Below are 15,711 nucleotides of genomic sequence, written 5' to 3'. Positions count from 1 at the left end.
CGCAGGGGTTGAGGGGCCAGCCAATTTCGCGCATTGCGCGACCGCGCAGGAGGCATTGGCCCTTCTGCAAAATTATCTTTGCGCATCAGACACGATATTGGTCAAAGGTTCCAACAGTATGGGACTTTCCTCCATCGTCAGCGCGCTGACGGGTGGGAAAAACTAATGCTGTATATATTGGCCGAATATCTTGGTTTTCCGGGTATTTTGAATCTTATCCGCTATCTCAGTTTCCGTTCGGGGGCAGCCGTTGCCACCGCACTTATTATCGGTTTGATGATCGGTCCGCGCTTCATCAGCATGCTGCGTGTCCGTCAGGGCAAGGGCCAGCCCATTCGCAGCGACGGCCCGCAATCTCACCTCGCTAAGGTCGGCACGCCGACCATGGGCGGCCTGATGATTTTGGTGTCGGTCGGTATCTCGATGCTGCTGTGGATGGACCTGACCAATGTGTATGTTTGGGCGTGTCTGCTGGTCACCGCAGGCTTTGGCACCGTCGGGTTCCTTGATGATTATGACAAGGTCAAAAAGCGCAGTCACAAGGGCGTTTCGGGAAGGGTCCGGTTGCTTATGGAGTTTGCGATTGCGGGCGTTGCGGTATCGCTGATTGTCTCGCAATCGGGTGGCATGTTGTATCTGCCCTTCGTCAATGGCCCCGTTGTCGATCTGGGTTGGTGGTATGTGCCGTTTGGCGCGTTTGTCATCGTGTCCTTTGGCAATGCGGTGAACCTGACCGATGGCCTTGACGGCTTGGCCACTATGCCCGTGATTATCGCGTCAGTCGCGTTCATGATCATCGTTTATATGGTCGGTAACGCCAAATATGCGGCCTATTTGGGCATTCCCTTTTACTTGGGCGCTGGCGATCTTGCGATGTTGTGCGGCGCCATCGTGGGTGCTGGTTTGGCGTTCTTGTGGTTCAACGCGCCGCCTGCTGCAGTGTTCATGGGCGATACCGGCAGCCTTGCCCTGGGCGGCACATTGGGCGCGATCGCCGTTGTCGCACATCATGAATTCGTGCTCGCCATCATCGGCGGACTTTTCGTGATCGAGGCGCTGTCGGTCATCATTCAGGTATTCTGGTTCAAACGCACCGGAAAGCGCATCTTCCGCATGGCACCCATCCACCACCACTTTGAACAGCTTGGCTGGTCGGAACCAACCGTTGTTATCCGCTTTTGGATTGTCGCTTTCGTACTCGCGCTTGCAGGTCTATCAACGCTCAAGCTCAGATGATTACAACACCCGCCTTCAAAGACCGTAAGTTTGCTATACTGGGGCTTGCGCGCTCCGGCCTTGCAGCTGCGCGGTCGCTTGTTGCGGGCGGAGCGGAAATCCTTGCATGGGATAATGACGAAGGCGCACGCGCCAAAATTGCCGATATTGCGAATATTGGCGATCCGTTGCTGGCGGATCTGTCGGGCTATAATGCGATTGTTGTATCGCCCGGCGTGCCCATCAACCGCCATCCCATAGCGGACAAGGCAAAGGCCGAAGGGCTGCCGTTAATCGGCGACATTGAGTTATTCGCAATGGCGCGGGCAAGCCTGCCGCCGCACCATGTTGTCGGCATTACCGGCACCAATGGGAAATCGACGACGACGGCCTTGGTCCACCATCTTTTGAGTAGCGCTGGGTTGCCCGTTCGCATGGGCGGAAATATTGGCTTGCCAATTTTGTCGCAGGCACCGTTGCCAGCAGGCGGGGTTTATGTGCTGGAGCTTTCCAGCTACCAAATCGACATTACCCACTCGCTGTCGTGCGATGCGGCCGCGCTGATTAACCTGTCGCCGGATCATCTTGACCGTTATGATGGTTATGCAGGCTATGTTGCCTCAAAGGCGCGCCTGTTCGACATGCAGACCGGAAATACGCATTCCGTGTTTGGCAAAGGCGACGCCGATACCGAGCAGGTATATCGCGATGTCCTTGCACGGCGCGGCGCGGATTTGGTCCATTTGGCAGACCCGGCGATGGTCACAGGGCAGGCGGATTGGCCTTCGTTGCAAGGCCCCCATAATCTGCAAAATATCGCTGTTGCCATCGCGATCGTGGAATCGCTCGGCGTGACGGAGGCGCAATGGCGCCCCGCATTGGCTACATTTCAGGGCCTTGCACACCGGATGGAGGTCGTTGCCGAACGCAATGGCGTCTTATTCGTCAACGACAGCAAAGCCACCAATGCCGCATCTACCGCACCCGCGTTGGCCGCCTATCCGCGCATTCACTGGATTGTTGGCGGTCTGCCGAAATCAGATAATTTGGATGAGTGCATTCCCAATTTCGGCCATGTCGTGAAAGCCTATACCATTGGTGAGGCCGGACCATTGTTTCACGAACTGCTGTCACCTTATATGCCGGTCGAGCGTAGCGAAATGATGGGCACTGCGGTCTGTTCCGCCGCCGCCCAGGCCGAACCAGGCGATGTTATCATGCTGTCGCCCGCTTGCGCGTCGTTTGACCAGTTCAAAGATTTTGAGGCGCGCGGTGATGCGTTCCGCGCGATTGTTGAGGCACTATGAACGGCGAACGTAAAGAAGTTCCGTGGGTACTGGCTGCAAAGACCGGCAAAATCGGTTTTGCGAACCGGCTTGGCCGCGGCGACCGATCGCCGCTTGGCGTGTGGTTTTGGGAACTCGACCGCTTGCTGCTGTCTTTGATGATGGTGTTGATCGCGATAGGGTTGTTGGCGGTTGCCGCGGGCTCGCCTGCGGGTGCGCAGCGCCTGTCGTCGTCCACAACGCAATTGTCGTCTTTATATTTCTTTTACCGGCAATTGATGTGGGTGATGGTCGGGGTGCCGTTGATGCTTCTGATATCGATGTATCCACGCGAACAGGCGCGCCGCTTTGGGGTTTTTGGCTTTTGCATATTCTTCGTGCTGCTGGCGCTTGTGCCCATCATTGGCCGCGAGGTGAACGGGTCGCAGCGCTGGATTGGTGCGGGTTTTGCAGGGCTTCAGCCTTCTGAATTTCTGAAGCCCTTTTACGCCGTCGCAATGGCGTGGATTATCAGCTGGCGTTTGAAAGACCCATCCTTTCCGGTACTTGTCTTAAGCAGCATCGTGACGGGTTTCGTCTGCTTCCTCTTGTTGCTGCAGCCTGACCTTGGCCAGTCCATCTTGTTCATGGGCACATGGTTTGCGTTGATGATGGTCTCCGGCGTCCCGGCATCACGGCTGTGGGGGTTAATCATCAGCGGCGTGGTGTTTATCGTGCTGGCCTATAATTTCTATCCGGTCGCAACGCAGCGTATCGATGCATGGATTTTCGGAACCGAAGGGCTGACGCACGACAAAATGGCGATGGCGACGATGACCAACGGTGGCTTCTTTGGACTTGGCCCCGGCCTTGGTATCAAGAAATATTCGCTGCCTGAAGGGCATACCGATTACATCTTCTCCGTCATTGGTGAAGAATTCGGTCTGTTGGCGTGCATGCTTATCGCCATTTTGTATTTCGCCATATTGGTCCGCATCATCATTCGCCTGCTGGATGAAAAAGACCAGTTCGTGGTTCTCGCCGTAACCGGGCTTGGCGCGCAATTTTGTGGTCAGGCGATGATAAACATGGCCGTGAACCTTGGCGTATTTCCCTCAAAGGGCATGACCCTGCCATTTATCAGTTACGGTGGATCGTCCATTTTGGCGCTGTCGGTGACCTGTGGTCTCATCCTCGCACTGACGAAGCGAAACCCATATCTTGACCGGTCACTGTATATGGTGAAGGGATAGCGGCCATGACGATTTCTCGGCATTATGTGTTGGCCGCTGGCGGGACAGGGGGGCATCTTATCCCTGCGTTCGCGCTGGGGCAGGAACTTCTGAATAGAGGCCATCATGTTGCGCTGATAACCGACGCGCGCGGTGCGAAAATTCCGGGCTGCCCCGAAAAGATCGCGACGCACATTTTGCCCGCAGGCCGTATCACGAAAAGCCCGCGCAGCTGGCTGCCCGGCATTCGGGCTATCGCGGAAGGCCGCATGATGGCGCGGCGCTTTTACGCCGGCTTTGAACCAACGGCTGTTGTCGGCTTTGGCGGATATCCCGCATTCCCCGCCTTGTTGGGCGCATTTGCCGAAAAAATTCCGACGATCATTCACGAACAAAATGCCGTGCTTGGCCGCGTAAATCGCTTCACCGCGCGGCAAGTGAACGCTATCGCCACCGCCTATCCCGACGTGCTGCGTCTGTCGCCGCGTTATGCCGGCAAGGTGCATTTGGTTGGTAATCCGGTCCGCGAAGACGTTTTGGCGCTGCGTGATGAGCCCTATCCGCCGCTTTTGGCCGACGGCATTTTCCGTGTGCTTGTGACGGGGGGGAGCCAAGGCGCAACCATATTGTCCGACATTGTCCCCGATGGCCTTGCCCGCCTGCCGCTGAATTTGCGCCGCCGTCTTCAGGTTACGCAGCAGTGCCGCGAAGAAGATATTGAGACGGTTCGTCAGGCATATGCCGCACATGACATTCCGGCGGAGCTCGCAACCTATCTGCCCGACCTGCCCGAACGTTTGGGCTGGGCGCATTTGGTCATCGGGCGTGCGGGTGCATCAACGGTGGCCGAACTGACGTGCGCCGGACGTCCAGCGATTTTGGTGCCGTTGCCAAGTGCGACCGATGATCACCAAAGCTACAACGTCAAAGAAATGGTCGCAGCCGGCGGCGCGCGCGCGATTGCGCAGCCCGCCTTCACCGCGGTTGAACTGGCCAAGCAAATAGAGAAAATTGCACTTGAGCCCGGCGCGCTCGAAAATGCGGCAAAGGCGGCGAAAAGCTGCGGCCGTCCTAACGCTGTTTCCGATTTAGCTGACCTTGTGGAATCCTTTGGCCGCGCGCCAATCATGCACGGTCTGACCACAAAGCCCGACACATCGGCATCATTTGGTGCCGCTCCCGCACTCGCACGAAAGAGCATATAATGAAGGGCGTCCCAACGGATATTGGCATCGTCCATTTTGTCGGCATTGGCGGCATCGGCATGTCGGGCATTGCCGAGGTCATGCACAATCTTGGCTATCAGGTGCAGGGCAGCGACATCGCCGACAGCTATGTTGTCGATGGCCTGCGCAAGCGCGGGATCAAGGTGATGATCGGGCATAGCGCGGACAACCTTGGCGATGCGGCTGTTGTGGTGACGTCCACTGCGGTCAAAAAAGGCAATCCCGAACGCGATGCTGCGCTTGAACGCCGCATTCCACTGGTACGCCGCGCAGAGATGCTGGCGGAACTGATGCGGTTGAAGAACACCGTTGCCGTGGCAGGGACGCATGGCAAAACAACGACGACGTCCATGATTGCGGCGATGCTCGATCATGGCGGCATTGACCCCACCGTAATTAACGGCGGTATCATCAACAGCTATGGTTCAAACGCGCGTCTGGGTGCGAGCGACTGGATGGTTGTTGAGGCCGACGAAAGCGACGGCAGCTTCCTGCGTCTTGACGGTACGCTGGCGGTTGTCACCAATATCGATCCAGAGCATCTCGACCATTATGGCGATTTTGATGCCATCAAACGCGCCTTTGTCGAATTCGTCGAAAACGTACCTTTTTATGGCGCGGCAATCATGTGCCTCGACCATCCAGAGGTGCAGGCGATCTTGCCCAAGATCCGCGATCGCCGGATTATCACATATGGTTTTTCGGCGCAGGCTGACATTCGCGGCGAGAATGTAACACCGTTCCCCGGTGGCAATCGCTTCGATGTCGTTGTCCGCGCGCGTGACGGATCACAGCGCACGATAGAGGGCGTCGTTTTGCCAATGCCCGGACGGCATAATGTGCAGAATGCTTTGTCTGCCATCGCCGTCGGCCTTGAAATGGGCATGAGCGATGAAGCGGTCGCGCATGGCTTTGACAAATTTGGCGGTGTCAAGCGGCGCTTTACAAAGGTTGGCGAAGTCGATGGCGTGACCATAATCGACGATTATGGCCATCACCCCGTTGAAATCCGCGCGGTGCTCTCTGCCGCACGCGAAGGCGCACAGGGCCGCGTGATTGCCGTGGCGCAACCGCATCGCTTCACCCGCTTGCGCGACCATATGGATGATTTCCAACAGGCGTTTAACGACGCCGATATGGTCTTCATTTCGCCCGTCTACGCCGCAGGCGAAGCGCCCATTGAGGGTGTTGATTCCGACGCGCTCGTGAACGGCATCAAAGCGCGCGGGCATCGTTCGGCGGCGACCATCGCGGATGCGCACGCGCTTGCAGTGAAGCTTGCAGAAACGGTGCAGGAAAATGACATGGTTGTTTGCCTTGGCGCGGGCGACATCACCAAATGGGCATCGGGACTTGCGGACGCCATTAAGGCAGCCCGTGCATGAGCGTGAACATCCTTCCAAAGGTTGAGGGCAAGTTAACGCCTGACGCGCCGCTTGCGCCATTGGTGTGGTTCAAATCTGGCGGCAGCGCGGAATATCTTTTCGAACCCAAAGACATCAACGACCTGCAAGAGTTTCTGCGTGAGCTTGATCCCGCTGTGCCCGTCATGGCGCTTGGCCTTGGCTCCAACCTGATTGTGCGTGATGGCGGCGTCAGGGGCGTTGTCGTTCGCCTTGGCAAAGCCTTTGCCAAAGTAACGCCTGTTGACGCAGTCACGCTAAATTGCGGGGCAGGGGCCTCGGGCATATTGGTATCGTCAACCGCGCGGGACAATGGTATTTCGGGGCTTGAATTTCTGCGGTCCATTCCCGGCACGGTCGGCGGCTTTGTGCGCATGAACGGCGGCGCCTATGGCGGCGAGGTGAAGGACATATTGGTCGATTGCGATGTCGTGATGCGCGATGGCGCACTTGCGACCTTGTCGGTTGAAGAGCTGCATTATAGCTACCGCCATTCCGAGCTTCCCGATGGCGCCATTGTGGTCGGTGCGCGCTTTCGGGGGGTGCCGGGCGCAGCAGACGCCATTCAGGCCGAGATGGACCGGATAAGCGGCGCGCGCGAAGCATCGCAGCCGCTGCGTTCAAAAACGGGTGGATCGACATTCAAAAATCCGGACGGACACAAAGCATGGCAGCTGGTTGACGAAGCGGGATGCCGCGGATTGCAAATCGGCGGCGCGCAGGTTTCGGAAAAGCATACCAACTTTTTGATTAACACAGGCGATGCGACAAGCGCCGAGATTGAGGCGTTGGGCGATGAAGTTCGCCAGCGCGTAAAGGCGAAGTCAGGCATTGACCTGCATTGGGAAATACAACGCGTGGGTGAAACAAAATGAGTGAGCAAATCCACGTAGCGGTATTGATGGGTGGCTGGTCAAACGAACGGCCGGTGTCGTTGATGAGCGGCAATGGCGTGGCCGATGCGCTTGAGAAACTGGGCTATAAGGTCAGCCGTGTCGACATGGACCGCAATGTTGCGCAGGTTTTGGCCGCGCTTCGCCCCGATGTGGTGTTTAACGCGCTGCACGGCGTTCCGGGTGAAGATGGATCGGTGCAGGGCATGCTCGACCTGATGGGCATTAAATACACCCATAGCGGCATGGTGACGTCGGTGATTGCCATCGACAAGGAATTAACGAAGCAGCGGCTGGTGCCCGCTGGCATTCCGATGCCAAAGGGTACGATGGTGGATAGCGAAAGCCTGTTCGCCGCCGACCCATTGCCGCGGCCTTATGTGCTGAAACCCGTCAATGAAGGCAGCTCTGTTGGCGTGGCGATTGTCACTGAAAACAGCAATTACGGAAACCCCATCTCGCGCGATGCCAAGGGGCCTTGGCAGGAATTTGCAACTTTGCTGGCCGAACCCTTTATCAAGGGCCGCGAACTGACAGTGGCGGTGCTGGGTAACAAGGCGCTGTGTGTTACCGAGTTGAAGCCAAAGAGTGGCTTTTACGATTTTGATGCCAAATATACCGACGGCCTGACCGAGCATATTTGCCCGGCTGAAATACCTGCGGATATTGCGCAGTATATGTTGGATGTCGCATTGGATGCGCACCGGTTGCTGGGCTGCAAAGGGGCATCGCGCACCGATTTCCGTTGGGACGACGAATTGGGCAAAAACGGCGTGTTCGTGCTGGAAACCAACACGCAGCCCGGAATGACGCCGCTGAGCCTCGTGCCCGAACAGGCGCGGCACGTTGGCATCAGCTATGAACAGTTGGTCGACATGATCCTAAAAGAGGCGTTGGCATAATGGCGGCCGCTGCACGAAAACCTGCTGCAAAGCGCAAGGCATCTTCGCCGAACCCGCGCAAGAAAGTGCTGCAAATATCATGGGTTGACAGGATCATGCGGATCCTGCCGATTTCGGAAGAAGATGTGCAGCGCGCGCTCACATGGATTTTTGTAACCGCGCTTGCGGTGCTGCTATTTGCCATTGCCCAATATACCGGCGTTACGGCCGCTGCGTATCAGCAATATGCAGCGCTCGCCGCAAAGGCCGGCTTTCAGGTGCAGCGCGTTGAAGTCACCGGTATGGAACGTGTGGACCAAGTTCGGGTCTATCAACTTGTCCTTGCCGAAAAAGACCGTGCGATGCCGTTGGTCGATATCGACAAGGTCCGCGCAGACTTACTGAAATATGGCTGGATCAAAGACGCCCGCGTGGCGCGCCGTTTGCCCGATACGCTTGCGGTTGAAATCGTCGAACGCACGCCGGCGGCGATTTGGCAACGCAACGGCAAATATTCGCTGATCGATGCCAACGGGATTGTACTGCAAAATATTGCGGCGGGCGAAGGCGGCGATTTGCCGACATTGAACGGCGTTGATGCGAACCGGCATGCTGTCGCGCTCAACACCCTGCTCGACAATGCCTCCGCACTGAAAGCGCAAGTGATTGGCGCAACATGGGTGGGCAATCGCCGTTGGGATTTGCAGTTTCAGAGCGGTGAAACATTGGCCTTGCCAGAGGGTGAAAAGGCGGCGGCCGAAGCGTTGCTGAATTTTGCGCGGATGGATGGCATTCACCGGCTGCTTGGCCGCGACCTGATCCATTTCGACTTGCGCGACCCCGAACGTGCATATTTCCGCAAGGCGCCCAAAGTTGAACCTGTTAAAGTAGAGAGCGGCGACGCAACGTCGACCACCAGCGGAAGAGAAGTATGAAAGCTGCACGCGTTGAAAAACTGATTTCGGCCATTGATATTGGCTCTTCAAAAGTTTCGGCACTCATTGCCGGGGTGACCGACAGCGGCGAACTGCTGGTGCTGGGTACCGGCCAACGCGAGAGCAGGGGCGTTACGCGCGGCTGTATTGCGGATGTCGAACAAGCCGAATTGTCCGTGCGCCATGCCGTTGAACAGGCCGAGCGGATTGCCGGGCTGAACATTGACCGCGTGTGGGTGGGTATGTCGGCTGGCGGGCTGGATAGCTTGCTTGCGCCCGTTGAAATTGAACTGGGTGGTGATCGCATCACGCAGGAAGATGTCGACGAATTGCTTCAGGCTGGACGTGCGAACATTCAGACCGGCGGTAAAATTGCGCTTCATATACAGCCGACTTTATACTCGCTGGATGGTGTTGGCGGTGTTGCGAACCCTCTTGGACTGCATGCCGATCGCCTTGGCGTCGACGTCCATGTCGTTCTGGCGGACCAGTCGCCTGTACGGAACATGGATATGACGGTGCGCGCGGCGCATCTTGATGTTGAGTCGCTCGTCGTTGGTCCAGTGGCCACTGGCCTTGCGTGCCTGACGGCGGAAGAACGTGAACTTGGTGTCGCCCTTGTCGAATTCGGCGCGGCGGTAACGAATGTGTCGGTCTTCATCGGCGGTATGCTCGTCGGGCTGGAAACCATTCAAAAGGGCGCGTCTGATATTACCGACGACATCGCATCGGCTTTTGGTATTCGTAGGGCACAGGCCGAGCGGCTGAAATGCTTCCACGGCTCTGCCTTAACCAGCCCGCGTGATCACCAAGAAGTGCTCGACATTGGCCCTGATGAAAATGGCGTTGAAGCCGGCGCTAACGCACCGCGCATCACCAAGGCGCAGTTGAACGCCGTGGTTTGCCAGCGCGTAGACTCCATCGTCACCGAAATTGCACAAGCGCTTAAAACCTTGGGCTTCTCCGGTCCATCCGGGCATCAAGTGGTGTTGACCGGCGGCGGCGCTGAACTGAAGGGCGCAGCGGAACATATGCAAGGCGCGTTGGGCCGCACGGTTCGCATTGGCCGTCCTTCGGGCCTGGCCAGCATTCCCGAGGCACATTCGGGACCGGCATTTTCAACGCTCGTCGGATTGATTCATTACGCCGCGTCGGAACGTGTTGACCTGAAATCAGGTTATGATTTGCGTGTCGAACAGATGGCCGGGACGATGCCGGGGTTAATCGAACGGATAAAACGCGCGGTACGAGAGAATTTCTGACAGAAACCTGTGCAAAAACGTGAATTTTTAAGTGTGCACCTTATCCTTTTGTGTCAAAAGCGTGAAAATTTCGAACAAGCCACAGAGGCTAGGGGGATAAAGTTATGAGCATCAATATCGGTCCACCAATGGTTGACGAGTTGAAGCCGAAAATTGCAGTTATTGGTGTTGGTGGCGCAGGCGGTAACGCCGTGGCCAACATGATCAGCGCAAAGGTAGAAGGCGTCGACTTCGTCGTTGCCAACACCGACGCACAGGCGCTGAACGCGTCCCCTGCCGAATATCGTATTCAGCTTGGACCTGAAATCACGCAGGGTCTTGGCGCAGGTTCACGCCCCGAAGTTGGCCGTGCTGCGGCTGAAGAAACGCTTGAGCAAGTGAAAGTGGCGCTTACCGGTTGCCACATGTGCTTTATCGCGGCTGGTATGGGCGGCGGCACCGGAACGGGCGCTGCACCTGTTATCGCCAAGGTTGCGCGCGAAATGAACATTTTGACGGTCGGTGTCGTAACCAAGCCGTTCATGTTCGAAGGTTCGCGCCGCATGCGGTCCGCAGAATCGGGTATCATCGAACTGCAGCAACATGTTGATACGCTGATCGTTATTCCAAACCAGAATCTGTTCCTGGTCGCCAACCCGAACACAACATTTAAGGAAGCATTCCAGCTTGCTGACGAAGTGTTGCAGCAGGGCGTTCGTGGCATCACGGACCTGATGGTTATGCCCGGCCTCATCAACCTCGACTTTGCCGACGTCCGTTCTGTCATGCACGAAATGGGCAAGGCAATGATGGGCACGGGTGAAGCCGAAGGCGACGGCCGCGCGCTCGAAGCTGCGGAAAAAGCCATTGCCAACCCGTTGCTCGACGGCGTGTCGATGCAGGGTGCAAAGGGCGTTATCGTATCGATTACCGGTGGCGAAGATATGCGCCTGATGGAAGTTGACGAAGCGGCCAACCACATTCGTGAACTGGTTGATCCTGACGCAAACATCATCTGGGGTTCGGCATTCAATGAAAATCTGAACGGCAAGATCCGCGTTTCGGTTGTCGCCACTGGCATCGATAACGAAGGCTTGAACGCGACACCGGCAGCACAAAGAACGCCATTCTCGTTCAGCCGCCCTGCGCCTGCGCCTGCGCCTGCGCCAGAGCCTGTCGTTGAAGTTGCACCTGCTGCGACATCTTTGTTTGAAAACACAGCCGATACAGCAGCAGTGGAAGAAACGGCCGCCGCTGAATTCGAAAATGAAGCAGACGACGACAGCTTGGAACTGGGTAGCGACTTTGTTGCAATCGAAGAAGATGAAGCTGAAGACGTTGCACCAACGCAATATGCAGACAACAATGACAGCCCCCGGGATTCCTGGGCCAATGCCGACGCACTTGACCTCGATACGCCTGCGACCGAAGGCTATCCGTCTGCGCAGCCAGTCGATGTGACTGAGCCACCAGAACGCGCTGCGCCACGCATTCCAACCGGCGGCACATTGTTTGAACGCATGTCCAACCTGTCACGTGGCCTTACCCGTTCGGAAGACGACGCGGAAAAGCGCAATGAAGGCGGCAATGGCACAGGCTTCCCAAGCTTTCTTGACCGTCAGAACAACTCATAAGACGCGCGGCAAGCGCACCGTCATCTTGTCGTTTCTATGCAACCGTTTGTCGGACCAATGCGTGAATGCGCTTTGTGTTCGGCAGCCGGTAGCTACATAGAAAAACATGGATGTGACAATATTACGTAGCCTTGGTTTCTGCAGCGCGCTGGTGTTTTCGGCCGGTGGCGTTTCACCTGCCGTGCATGCACAGGCGGTGGATGAAAGCGCGCTGGAGGCGCTGGACCAGCAAACGCCTGCGGTCGTGCCAAATATTGTCGAGCCCGCTGGCGCGGTGGAGCTGCGTGACGCGATGCGGCGCATTTCTTTTAGCCCAAGCGATGCAGATGCCTTGGCCGATGCCGGCAATGCCTCTTTGCTGTTGGGCGATGCCAATGCCGCGCTCAATTTCTTCACGCGCGCCAATGCGATACGCCCCAATAACAGCCGGATCGTGTCCGGCCTGGCCATAGCAACGGTGCGCACAGAAAACCCGTTTGAGGCTTTGCGCCTGTTTGATGATGCCGTCCGGTTGGGCGCGAGCGAACGTTCGATTGCCGCCGACCGCGCGCTGGCGTTTGATTTGCTGGGCAATTTCGGACGTGCGCAGCAGGATTATCAACTGGCGCGGACCGTGGCATCATCAGATGACATCATCATTCGTCAGGCCGTGTCTCTCTCGCTCGCAGGGCAAAAGGAACAGGCCGACGCTATGCTCCTGCCGCTTTTGCAGCGCAACAGTCCGACGGCATGGCGCGCCCGGGCTTTTATGTTGGCTGCGCGTGGTGACTTGCGTGAATCCAACAAGGTTGCGCAGGGCTTCATGGATGCACCATCGGCGCAAAAGATGGAGCGGTTCTTCCGCCTGATGCCAAATTTAACCGGCGCGCAGCAGGCGGCCGCCATTCATTTGGGGCATTTCCCCACCAGCCAATCGGTAGGGCGTGACAGCGAACAGGTTCGCCGTGTCGCCGCCACCGTGCCGCAACCTGCCGTCGGCCCCGCCCAAAACCGTCTCATTCCATCAGGCGCGCCGCTGGGAACAAAGCCGACAGCAGCGCGCGATGCGAAAAGCGAAGCAAAGCCACAGAGCAAGCCGGACCGAAAAACGCAGGAACGTGTGGCAGTTCAGGCCGCGGTTCCAACAACGCCTCGGCCTGATCCTGTTGTTGCAAAGGTTGAACCGGCCGTAACGATCGCTGCGGCGACGCCAACCGCGCAAGAACCTGTATCGCTTGCGGCGGCAACGCCCCCGCAAACCGCTCCCGCTAAAATCATCGCGGCACCAACATCTGTGCCTGCTTCCACTGCCTCGGCAGGGTTCAGTCTGGATGCCATTGTCGGCGCCATCGAAATTCCGGAGAGTGAGCAGCGGCCTTCGGAAGTTCCGGTCGATTTGAAAAAGCTTAAACCGGTGACGCCCAAGGCAGCGGCAGACGCCAGCAAAGCCGCCAAAATTGACCCGAAAGCCGCCGCCAAAGCCAAGTTAGAGGCCGCAAATCCAGCGCGCATCTGGGTGCAAATCGCAACGGGCGAAGCGAGTGGGCTTGGTTTCGACTATCGCAAATTGACGAAGAACAACCCTATATTGTTCAAGGCGCAGAAACCGTGGACATCTCCATGGGGCAAGACTGCGCGACTGCTCGTTGGCCCGTTTGCGGACGTAAAGGCCGCCAAAAAATGGGAAGGCGACTTCAAGAAAGCGGGCGGCGACGCATTTATGTGGAAAAGCGAGATTGGCGTTCCAGTGAATGCCTTAAAGGTAAAATAGGCTTCCTGTCGCGGCGGCTTGGTTGCATAAGCGCTGCATGTCGCAACTGGCTTCCTACGCATCACTTCCCGGCCACAGCCGCGGCCGATTTCATCCAGAGCCCGACCGCGATATTCGCGGCCCGCGTGATATATTTCAGCGTGACCGTGATCGTATTATTCATTCGATTGCGTTCCGGCGGCTTCGCCACAAAACGCAGGTGTTCATCTCACCCGACGGCGACCATTATCGTGTGCGCCTGACGCACAGCCTTGAAGTCGCGCAAATTGGCCGCACCATTGCCCGCGGGCTCGGGCTGAATGAAGACCTGACAGAGGCGTTATGCCTTGCGCATGATATCGGGCACCCGCCCTTTGGCCATGCCGGCGAAGACGCGCTGGAGGCGACGATGAAGCCATTTGGCGGGTTTGACCATAATGCGCAGACGTTGCGCACGCTGACGCAGTTGGAATCGCCTTATCCGTCATGGCCGGGCCTGAACCTCAGCTGGGAATTGCTGGAAGGACTGGCCAAGCATAATGGACCCGTTGCCCGTCCGGGCTGGGCATTGTCCGAAGTCAACGCACAGTTTGACCTGAGCCTGACCGACTGGCCATCACTTGAGGCGCAGATTGCCGCGATCAGCGACGATATCGCTTATGATAATCATGACATTGATGATGGCATCAGGGCAGGGTTGCTCGGCATCGACCAGCTGCTGGATCTGCCGTTCGTAGCACAGCGATGGGAAGCGATTTTGGGCCGCTACCCGGGCGTGCCGCAGCGCCGCCTGATCGGTGAGCTGACGCGCCAGCAGATTGGCGTTATGGTGAATGACGTGATTGAATCGACACGCGCCAGAATCGCGGAAGCATGCATCAAAACCGCTGATGACGTCCGCAAAGCCGGTATCATGATTGGTGGGTTTTCGGCAGAAATGGCGGCGCGCGAACGGCAGCTTAAATCATTCATGTATGAAAAGCTGTATCACCATCCCACGCAACTGGCGGCGGCGGAAGACGCAACCAAAATTGTGCGTGAGCTATTTGCCGCTTATCGCGACGATCCTGCATTATTGCCGGATGAATGGCGCGACAGCCTTCCCAGCGAAGAACCCCAGCGCAGCCGCCATATCGGGGATTTTCTTGCGGGCATGACCGACCGCTACGCAACCGATCGGCATCGCGAAATTTGTGGAACCATCACATGAGCCGCCGGATAGTCATCGCGGGCGGTTCAGGCCTAGTGGGCAAACAGGCGGCGGAGAACTTGGCGCGCGCCGGGTTTGCGGTCCACCTCGTGTCGCGCCGACCATCGGTATCATTGGCTCCGGACATAGAGGAGCATGTCGCGCCAACGGGTGACTGGCCAGCGATTGTGGCAAGCATAAAGCCGGACGTCGCCATTTCCGGTTTGGGGACGACGATACGCACAGCCGGATCGCGCGACGCCTTCCGGGCGGTTGACCATGATCTGGTGCTCGCCTTTGCGCAGGCAAGCCATGATGCCGGCGCGCAGCATTTCATTACGATATCATCCGTAGGCGCGATGCCCGCGAGCAGCAATTTCTATCTGCGAACGAAGGCGGAAATGGAGCAGGGGCTGCGCAACATCGGCTTCCAACGCCTTGATATCATGCGGCCCAGTCTGCTCACGGGTGGGCAGCGTGATGACCGCCGTCCGGGCGAGGCATTGGGGATATTGCTGTCGCCATTTGTGGACATTTTGATGTTCGGACCGATGCAGAAATTTGCGTCGACGCCGTCGGGCAAAGTCGCAAAGGCCATCGCCAACTTAGCAAAAGCGGGCGACGACGGCGTGTTTGTCCACGAAAATGAATCTATAAACACGCTGGCTGGTTGACTCTCCAAGGCGGTAAGGCCAATGCAGAGTCGTCGCTGACGAAGCGGGAGAGCGTCCCTTTAAGGGACCGCCGAAGGAGCAACCGCCCCGGAATCTCTCAGGCAAAAGGACCGCTTCGGCTTTTGCGACACTCTGGAAAGCGCATGTCTTTGCCATTTGCAACGACATGCCACCGAAGGTGTAACCTGCCTTTG

Annotated in this window: 13 protein-coding genes and 1 riboswitch; all 13 genes read left to right on the top strand. The window is 57.4% G+C overall.

What is annotated here, in order from left to right; translation table 11 throughout:
* The first annotated feature begins 165 nt into the window (after nt 1-165).
* The 13 genes from mraY to ACILQA_RS05260 all read left to right on the top strand — a co-directional run bounded on the left by mraY (nt 166) and on the right by ACILQA_RS05260 (nt 15,517).
* Complete coding sequence (gene mraY / locus ACILQA_RS05320) at nt 166-1,236, top strand: phospho-N-acetylmuramoyl-pentapeptide-transferase (RefSeq protein WP_395628754.1); 1,071 nt, start codon at nt 166-168, stop codon at nt 1,234-1,236.
* Nucleotides 1,233-2,522 (top strand): UDP-N-acetylmuramoyl-L-alanine--D-glutamate ligase, encoded by a 1,290-nt coding sequence (murD, locus tag ACILQA_RS05315; protein ID WP_395628753.1) that lies wholly within the window; start codon nt 1,233-1,235, stop codon nt 2,520-2,522. Before mraY ends, murD begins: the two co-directional genes overlap by 4 nt.
* Nucleotides 2,519-3,733, top strand: a complete 1,215-nt coding sequence (locus ACILQA_RS05310; RefSeq protein WP_395628752.1) for an FtsW/RodA/SpoVE family cell cycle protein — start codon at nt 2,519-2,521, stop codon at nt 3,731-3,733. Before murD ends, ACILQA_RS05310 begins: the two co-directional genes overlap by 4 nt.
* A 5-nt stretch (nt 3,734-3,738) precedes the next feature.
* Nucleotides 3,739-4,917 (top strand): undecaprenyldiphospho-muramoylpentapeptide beta-N-acetylglucosaminyltransferase, encoded by a 1,179-nt coding sequence (gene murG / locus ACILQA_RS05305; protein ID WP_395628751.1) that lies wholly within the window; start codon nt 3,739-3,741, stop codon nt 4,915-4,917.
* Nucleotides 4,917-6,323: a UDP-N-acetylmuramate--L-alanine ligase gene (murC, locus tag ACILQA_RS05300; RefSeq protein WP_395628750.1), complete on the top strand. Its 1,407-nt coding sequence runs from the start codon at nt 4,917-4,919 to the stop codon at nt 6,321-6,323. The genes murG and murC overlap by 1 nt, the downstream gene beginning before the upstream one ends.
* On the top strand, nt 6,320-7,216 hold the full coding sequence (murB, locus tag ACILQA_RS05295) for a UDP-N-acetylmuramate dehydrogenase (protein WP_395628749.1): 897 nt from the start codon (nt 6,320-6,322) through the stop codon (nt 7,214-7,216). Before murC ends, murB begins: the two co-directional genes overlap by 4 nt.
* Entirely contained in the window at nt 7,213-8,136 is a 924-nt protein-coding gene (locus tag ACILQA_RS05290; protein WP_395628748.1) for a D-alanine--D-alanine ligase, read from the top strand. The genes murB and ACILQA_RS05290 overlap by 4 nt, the downstream gene beginning before the upstream one ends.
* A complete protein-coding gene (locus ACILQA_RS05285) occupies nt 8,136-9,050 on the top strand; it encodes a cell division protein FtsQ/DivIB (protein ID WP_395628747.1) in 915 nt (304 codons plus the stop codon). The genes ACILQA_RS05290 and ACILQA_RS05285 overlap by 1 nt, the downstream gene beginning before the upstream one ends.
* Complete coding sequence (gene ftsA, locus ACILQA_RS05280) at nt 9,047-10,312, top strand: cell division protein FtsA (RefSeq protein WP_324477641.1); 1,266 nt, start codon at nt 9,047-9,049, stop codon at nt 10,310-10,312. The genes ACILQA_RS05285 and ftsA overlap by 4 nt, the downstream gene beginning before the upstream one ends.
* 104 nt (nt 10,313-10,416) lie before the next feature.
* Nucleotides 10,417-11,925, top strand: coding sequence for a cell division protein FtsZ (gene ftsZ / locus ACILQA_RS05275; protein ID WP_395628746.1), 1,509 nt, complete (start codon nt 10,417-10,419; stop codon nt 11,923-11,925).
* A gap of 112 nt (nt 11,926-12,037) precedes the next feature.
* Nucleotides 12,038-13,675, top strand: a complete 1,638-nt coding sequence (locus ACILQA_RS05270) for a hypothetical protein (RefSeq protein WP_395628745.1) — start codon at nt 12,038-12,040, stop codon at nt 13,673-13,675.
* Between the two features lie 37 nt (nt 13,676-13,712).
* Nucleotides 13,713-14,864: a deoxyguanosinetriphosphate triphosphohydrolase gene (locus ACILQA_RS05265; protein WP_395628744.1), complete on the top strand. Its 1,152-nt coding sequence runs from the start codon at nt 13,713-13,715 to the stop codon at nt 14,862-14,864.
* Complete coding sequence (locus tag ACILQA_RS05260) at nt 14,861-15,517, top strand: NAD-dependent epimerase/dehydratase family protein (RefSeq protein ID WP_395628743.1); 657 nt, start codon at nt 14,861-14,863, stop codon at nt 15,515-15,517. Before ACILQA_RS05265 ends, ACILQA_RS05260 begins: the two co-directional genes overlap by 4 nt.
* Before the next feature lie 34 nt (nt 15,518-15,551).
* Nucleotides 15,552-15,640: riboswitch (glycine riboswitch) on the top strand.
* Nucleotides 15,641-15,711 lie beyond the last annotated feature (71 nt).

This window comes from Sphingorhabdus sp. (assembly GCF_044239005.1).
Taxonomy (GTDB): Bacteria; Pseudomonadota; Alphaproteobacteria; order Sphingomonadales; family Sphingomonadaceae; genus Sphingorhabdus_B.
This window is presented reverse-complemented; position numbering and strand designations above follow the sequence as displayed.

What these genes read in the sequence shown, in the direction of transcription:
- murC (WP_395628750.1), top strand. Translation starts at nt 4,917, where the DNA reads ATGAAGGGCGTCCCAACGGATATTGGCATCGTCCATTTTGTCGGCATT.
- ftsZ (WP_395628746.1), top strand. Translation starts at nt 10,417, where the DNA reads ATGAGCATCAATATCGGTCCACCAATGGTTGACGAGTTGAAGCCGAAA.
- ACILQA_RS05285 (WP_395628747.1), top strand. Translation starts at nt 8,136, where the DNA reads ATGGCGGCCGCTGCACGAAAACCTGCTGCAAAGCGCAAGGCATCTTCG.
- ACILQA_RS05260 (WP_395628743.1), top strand. Translation starts at nt 14,861, where the DNA reads ATGAGCCGCCGGATAGTCATCGCGGGCGGTTCAGGCCTAGTGGGCAAA.
- mraY (WP_395628754.1), top strand. Translation starts at nt 166, where the DNA reads ATGCTGTATATATTGGCCGAATATCTTGGTTTTCCGGGTATTTTGAAT.
- ACILQA_RS05290 (WP_395628748.1), top strand. Translation starts at nt 7,213, where the DNA reads ATGAGTGAGCAAATCCACGTAGCGGTATTGATGGGTGGCTGGTCAAAC.
- ACILQA_RS05265 (WP_395628744.1), top strand. Translation starts at nt 13,713, where the DNA reads ATGTCGCAACTGGCTTCCTACGCATCACTTCCCGGCCACAGCCGCGGC.
- ftsA (WP_324477641.1), top strand. Translation starts at nt 9,047, where the DNA reads ATGAAAGCTGCACGCGTTGAAAAACTGATTTCGGCCATTGATATTGGC.
- ACILQA_RS05310 (WP_395628752.1), top strand. Translation starts at nt 2,519, where the DNA reads ATGAACGGCGAACGTAAAGAAGTTCCGTGGGTACTGGCTGCAAAGACC.
- murD (WP_395628753.1), top strand. Translation starts at nt 1,233, where the DNA reads ATGATTACAACACCCGCCTTCAAAGACCGTAAGTTTGCTATACTGGGG.
- murG (WP_395628751.1), top strand. Translation starts at nt 3,739, where the DNA reads ATGACGATTTCTCGGCATTATGTGTTGGCCGCTGGCGGGACAGGGGGG.
- murB (WP_395628749.1), top strand. Translation starts at nt 6,320, where the DNA reads ATGAGCGTGAACATCCTTCCAAAGGTTGAGGGCAAGTTAACGCCTGAC.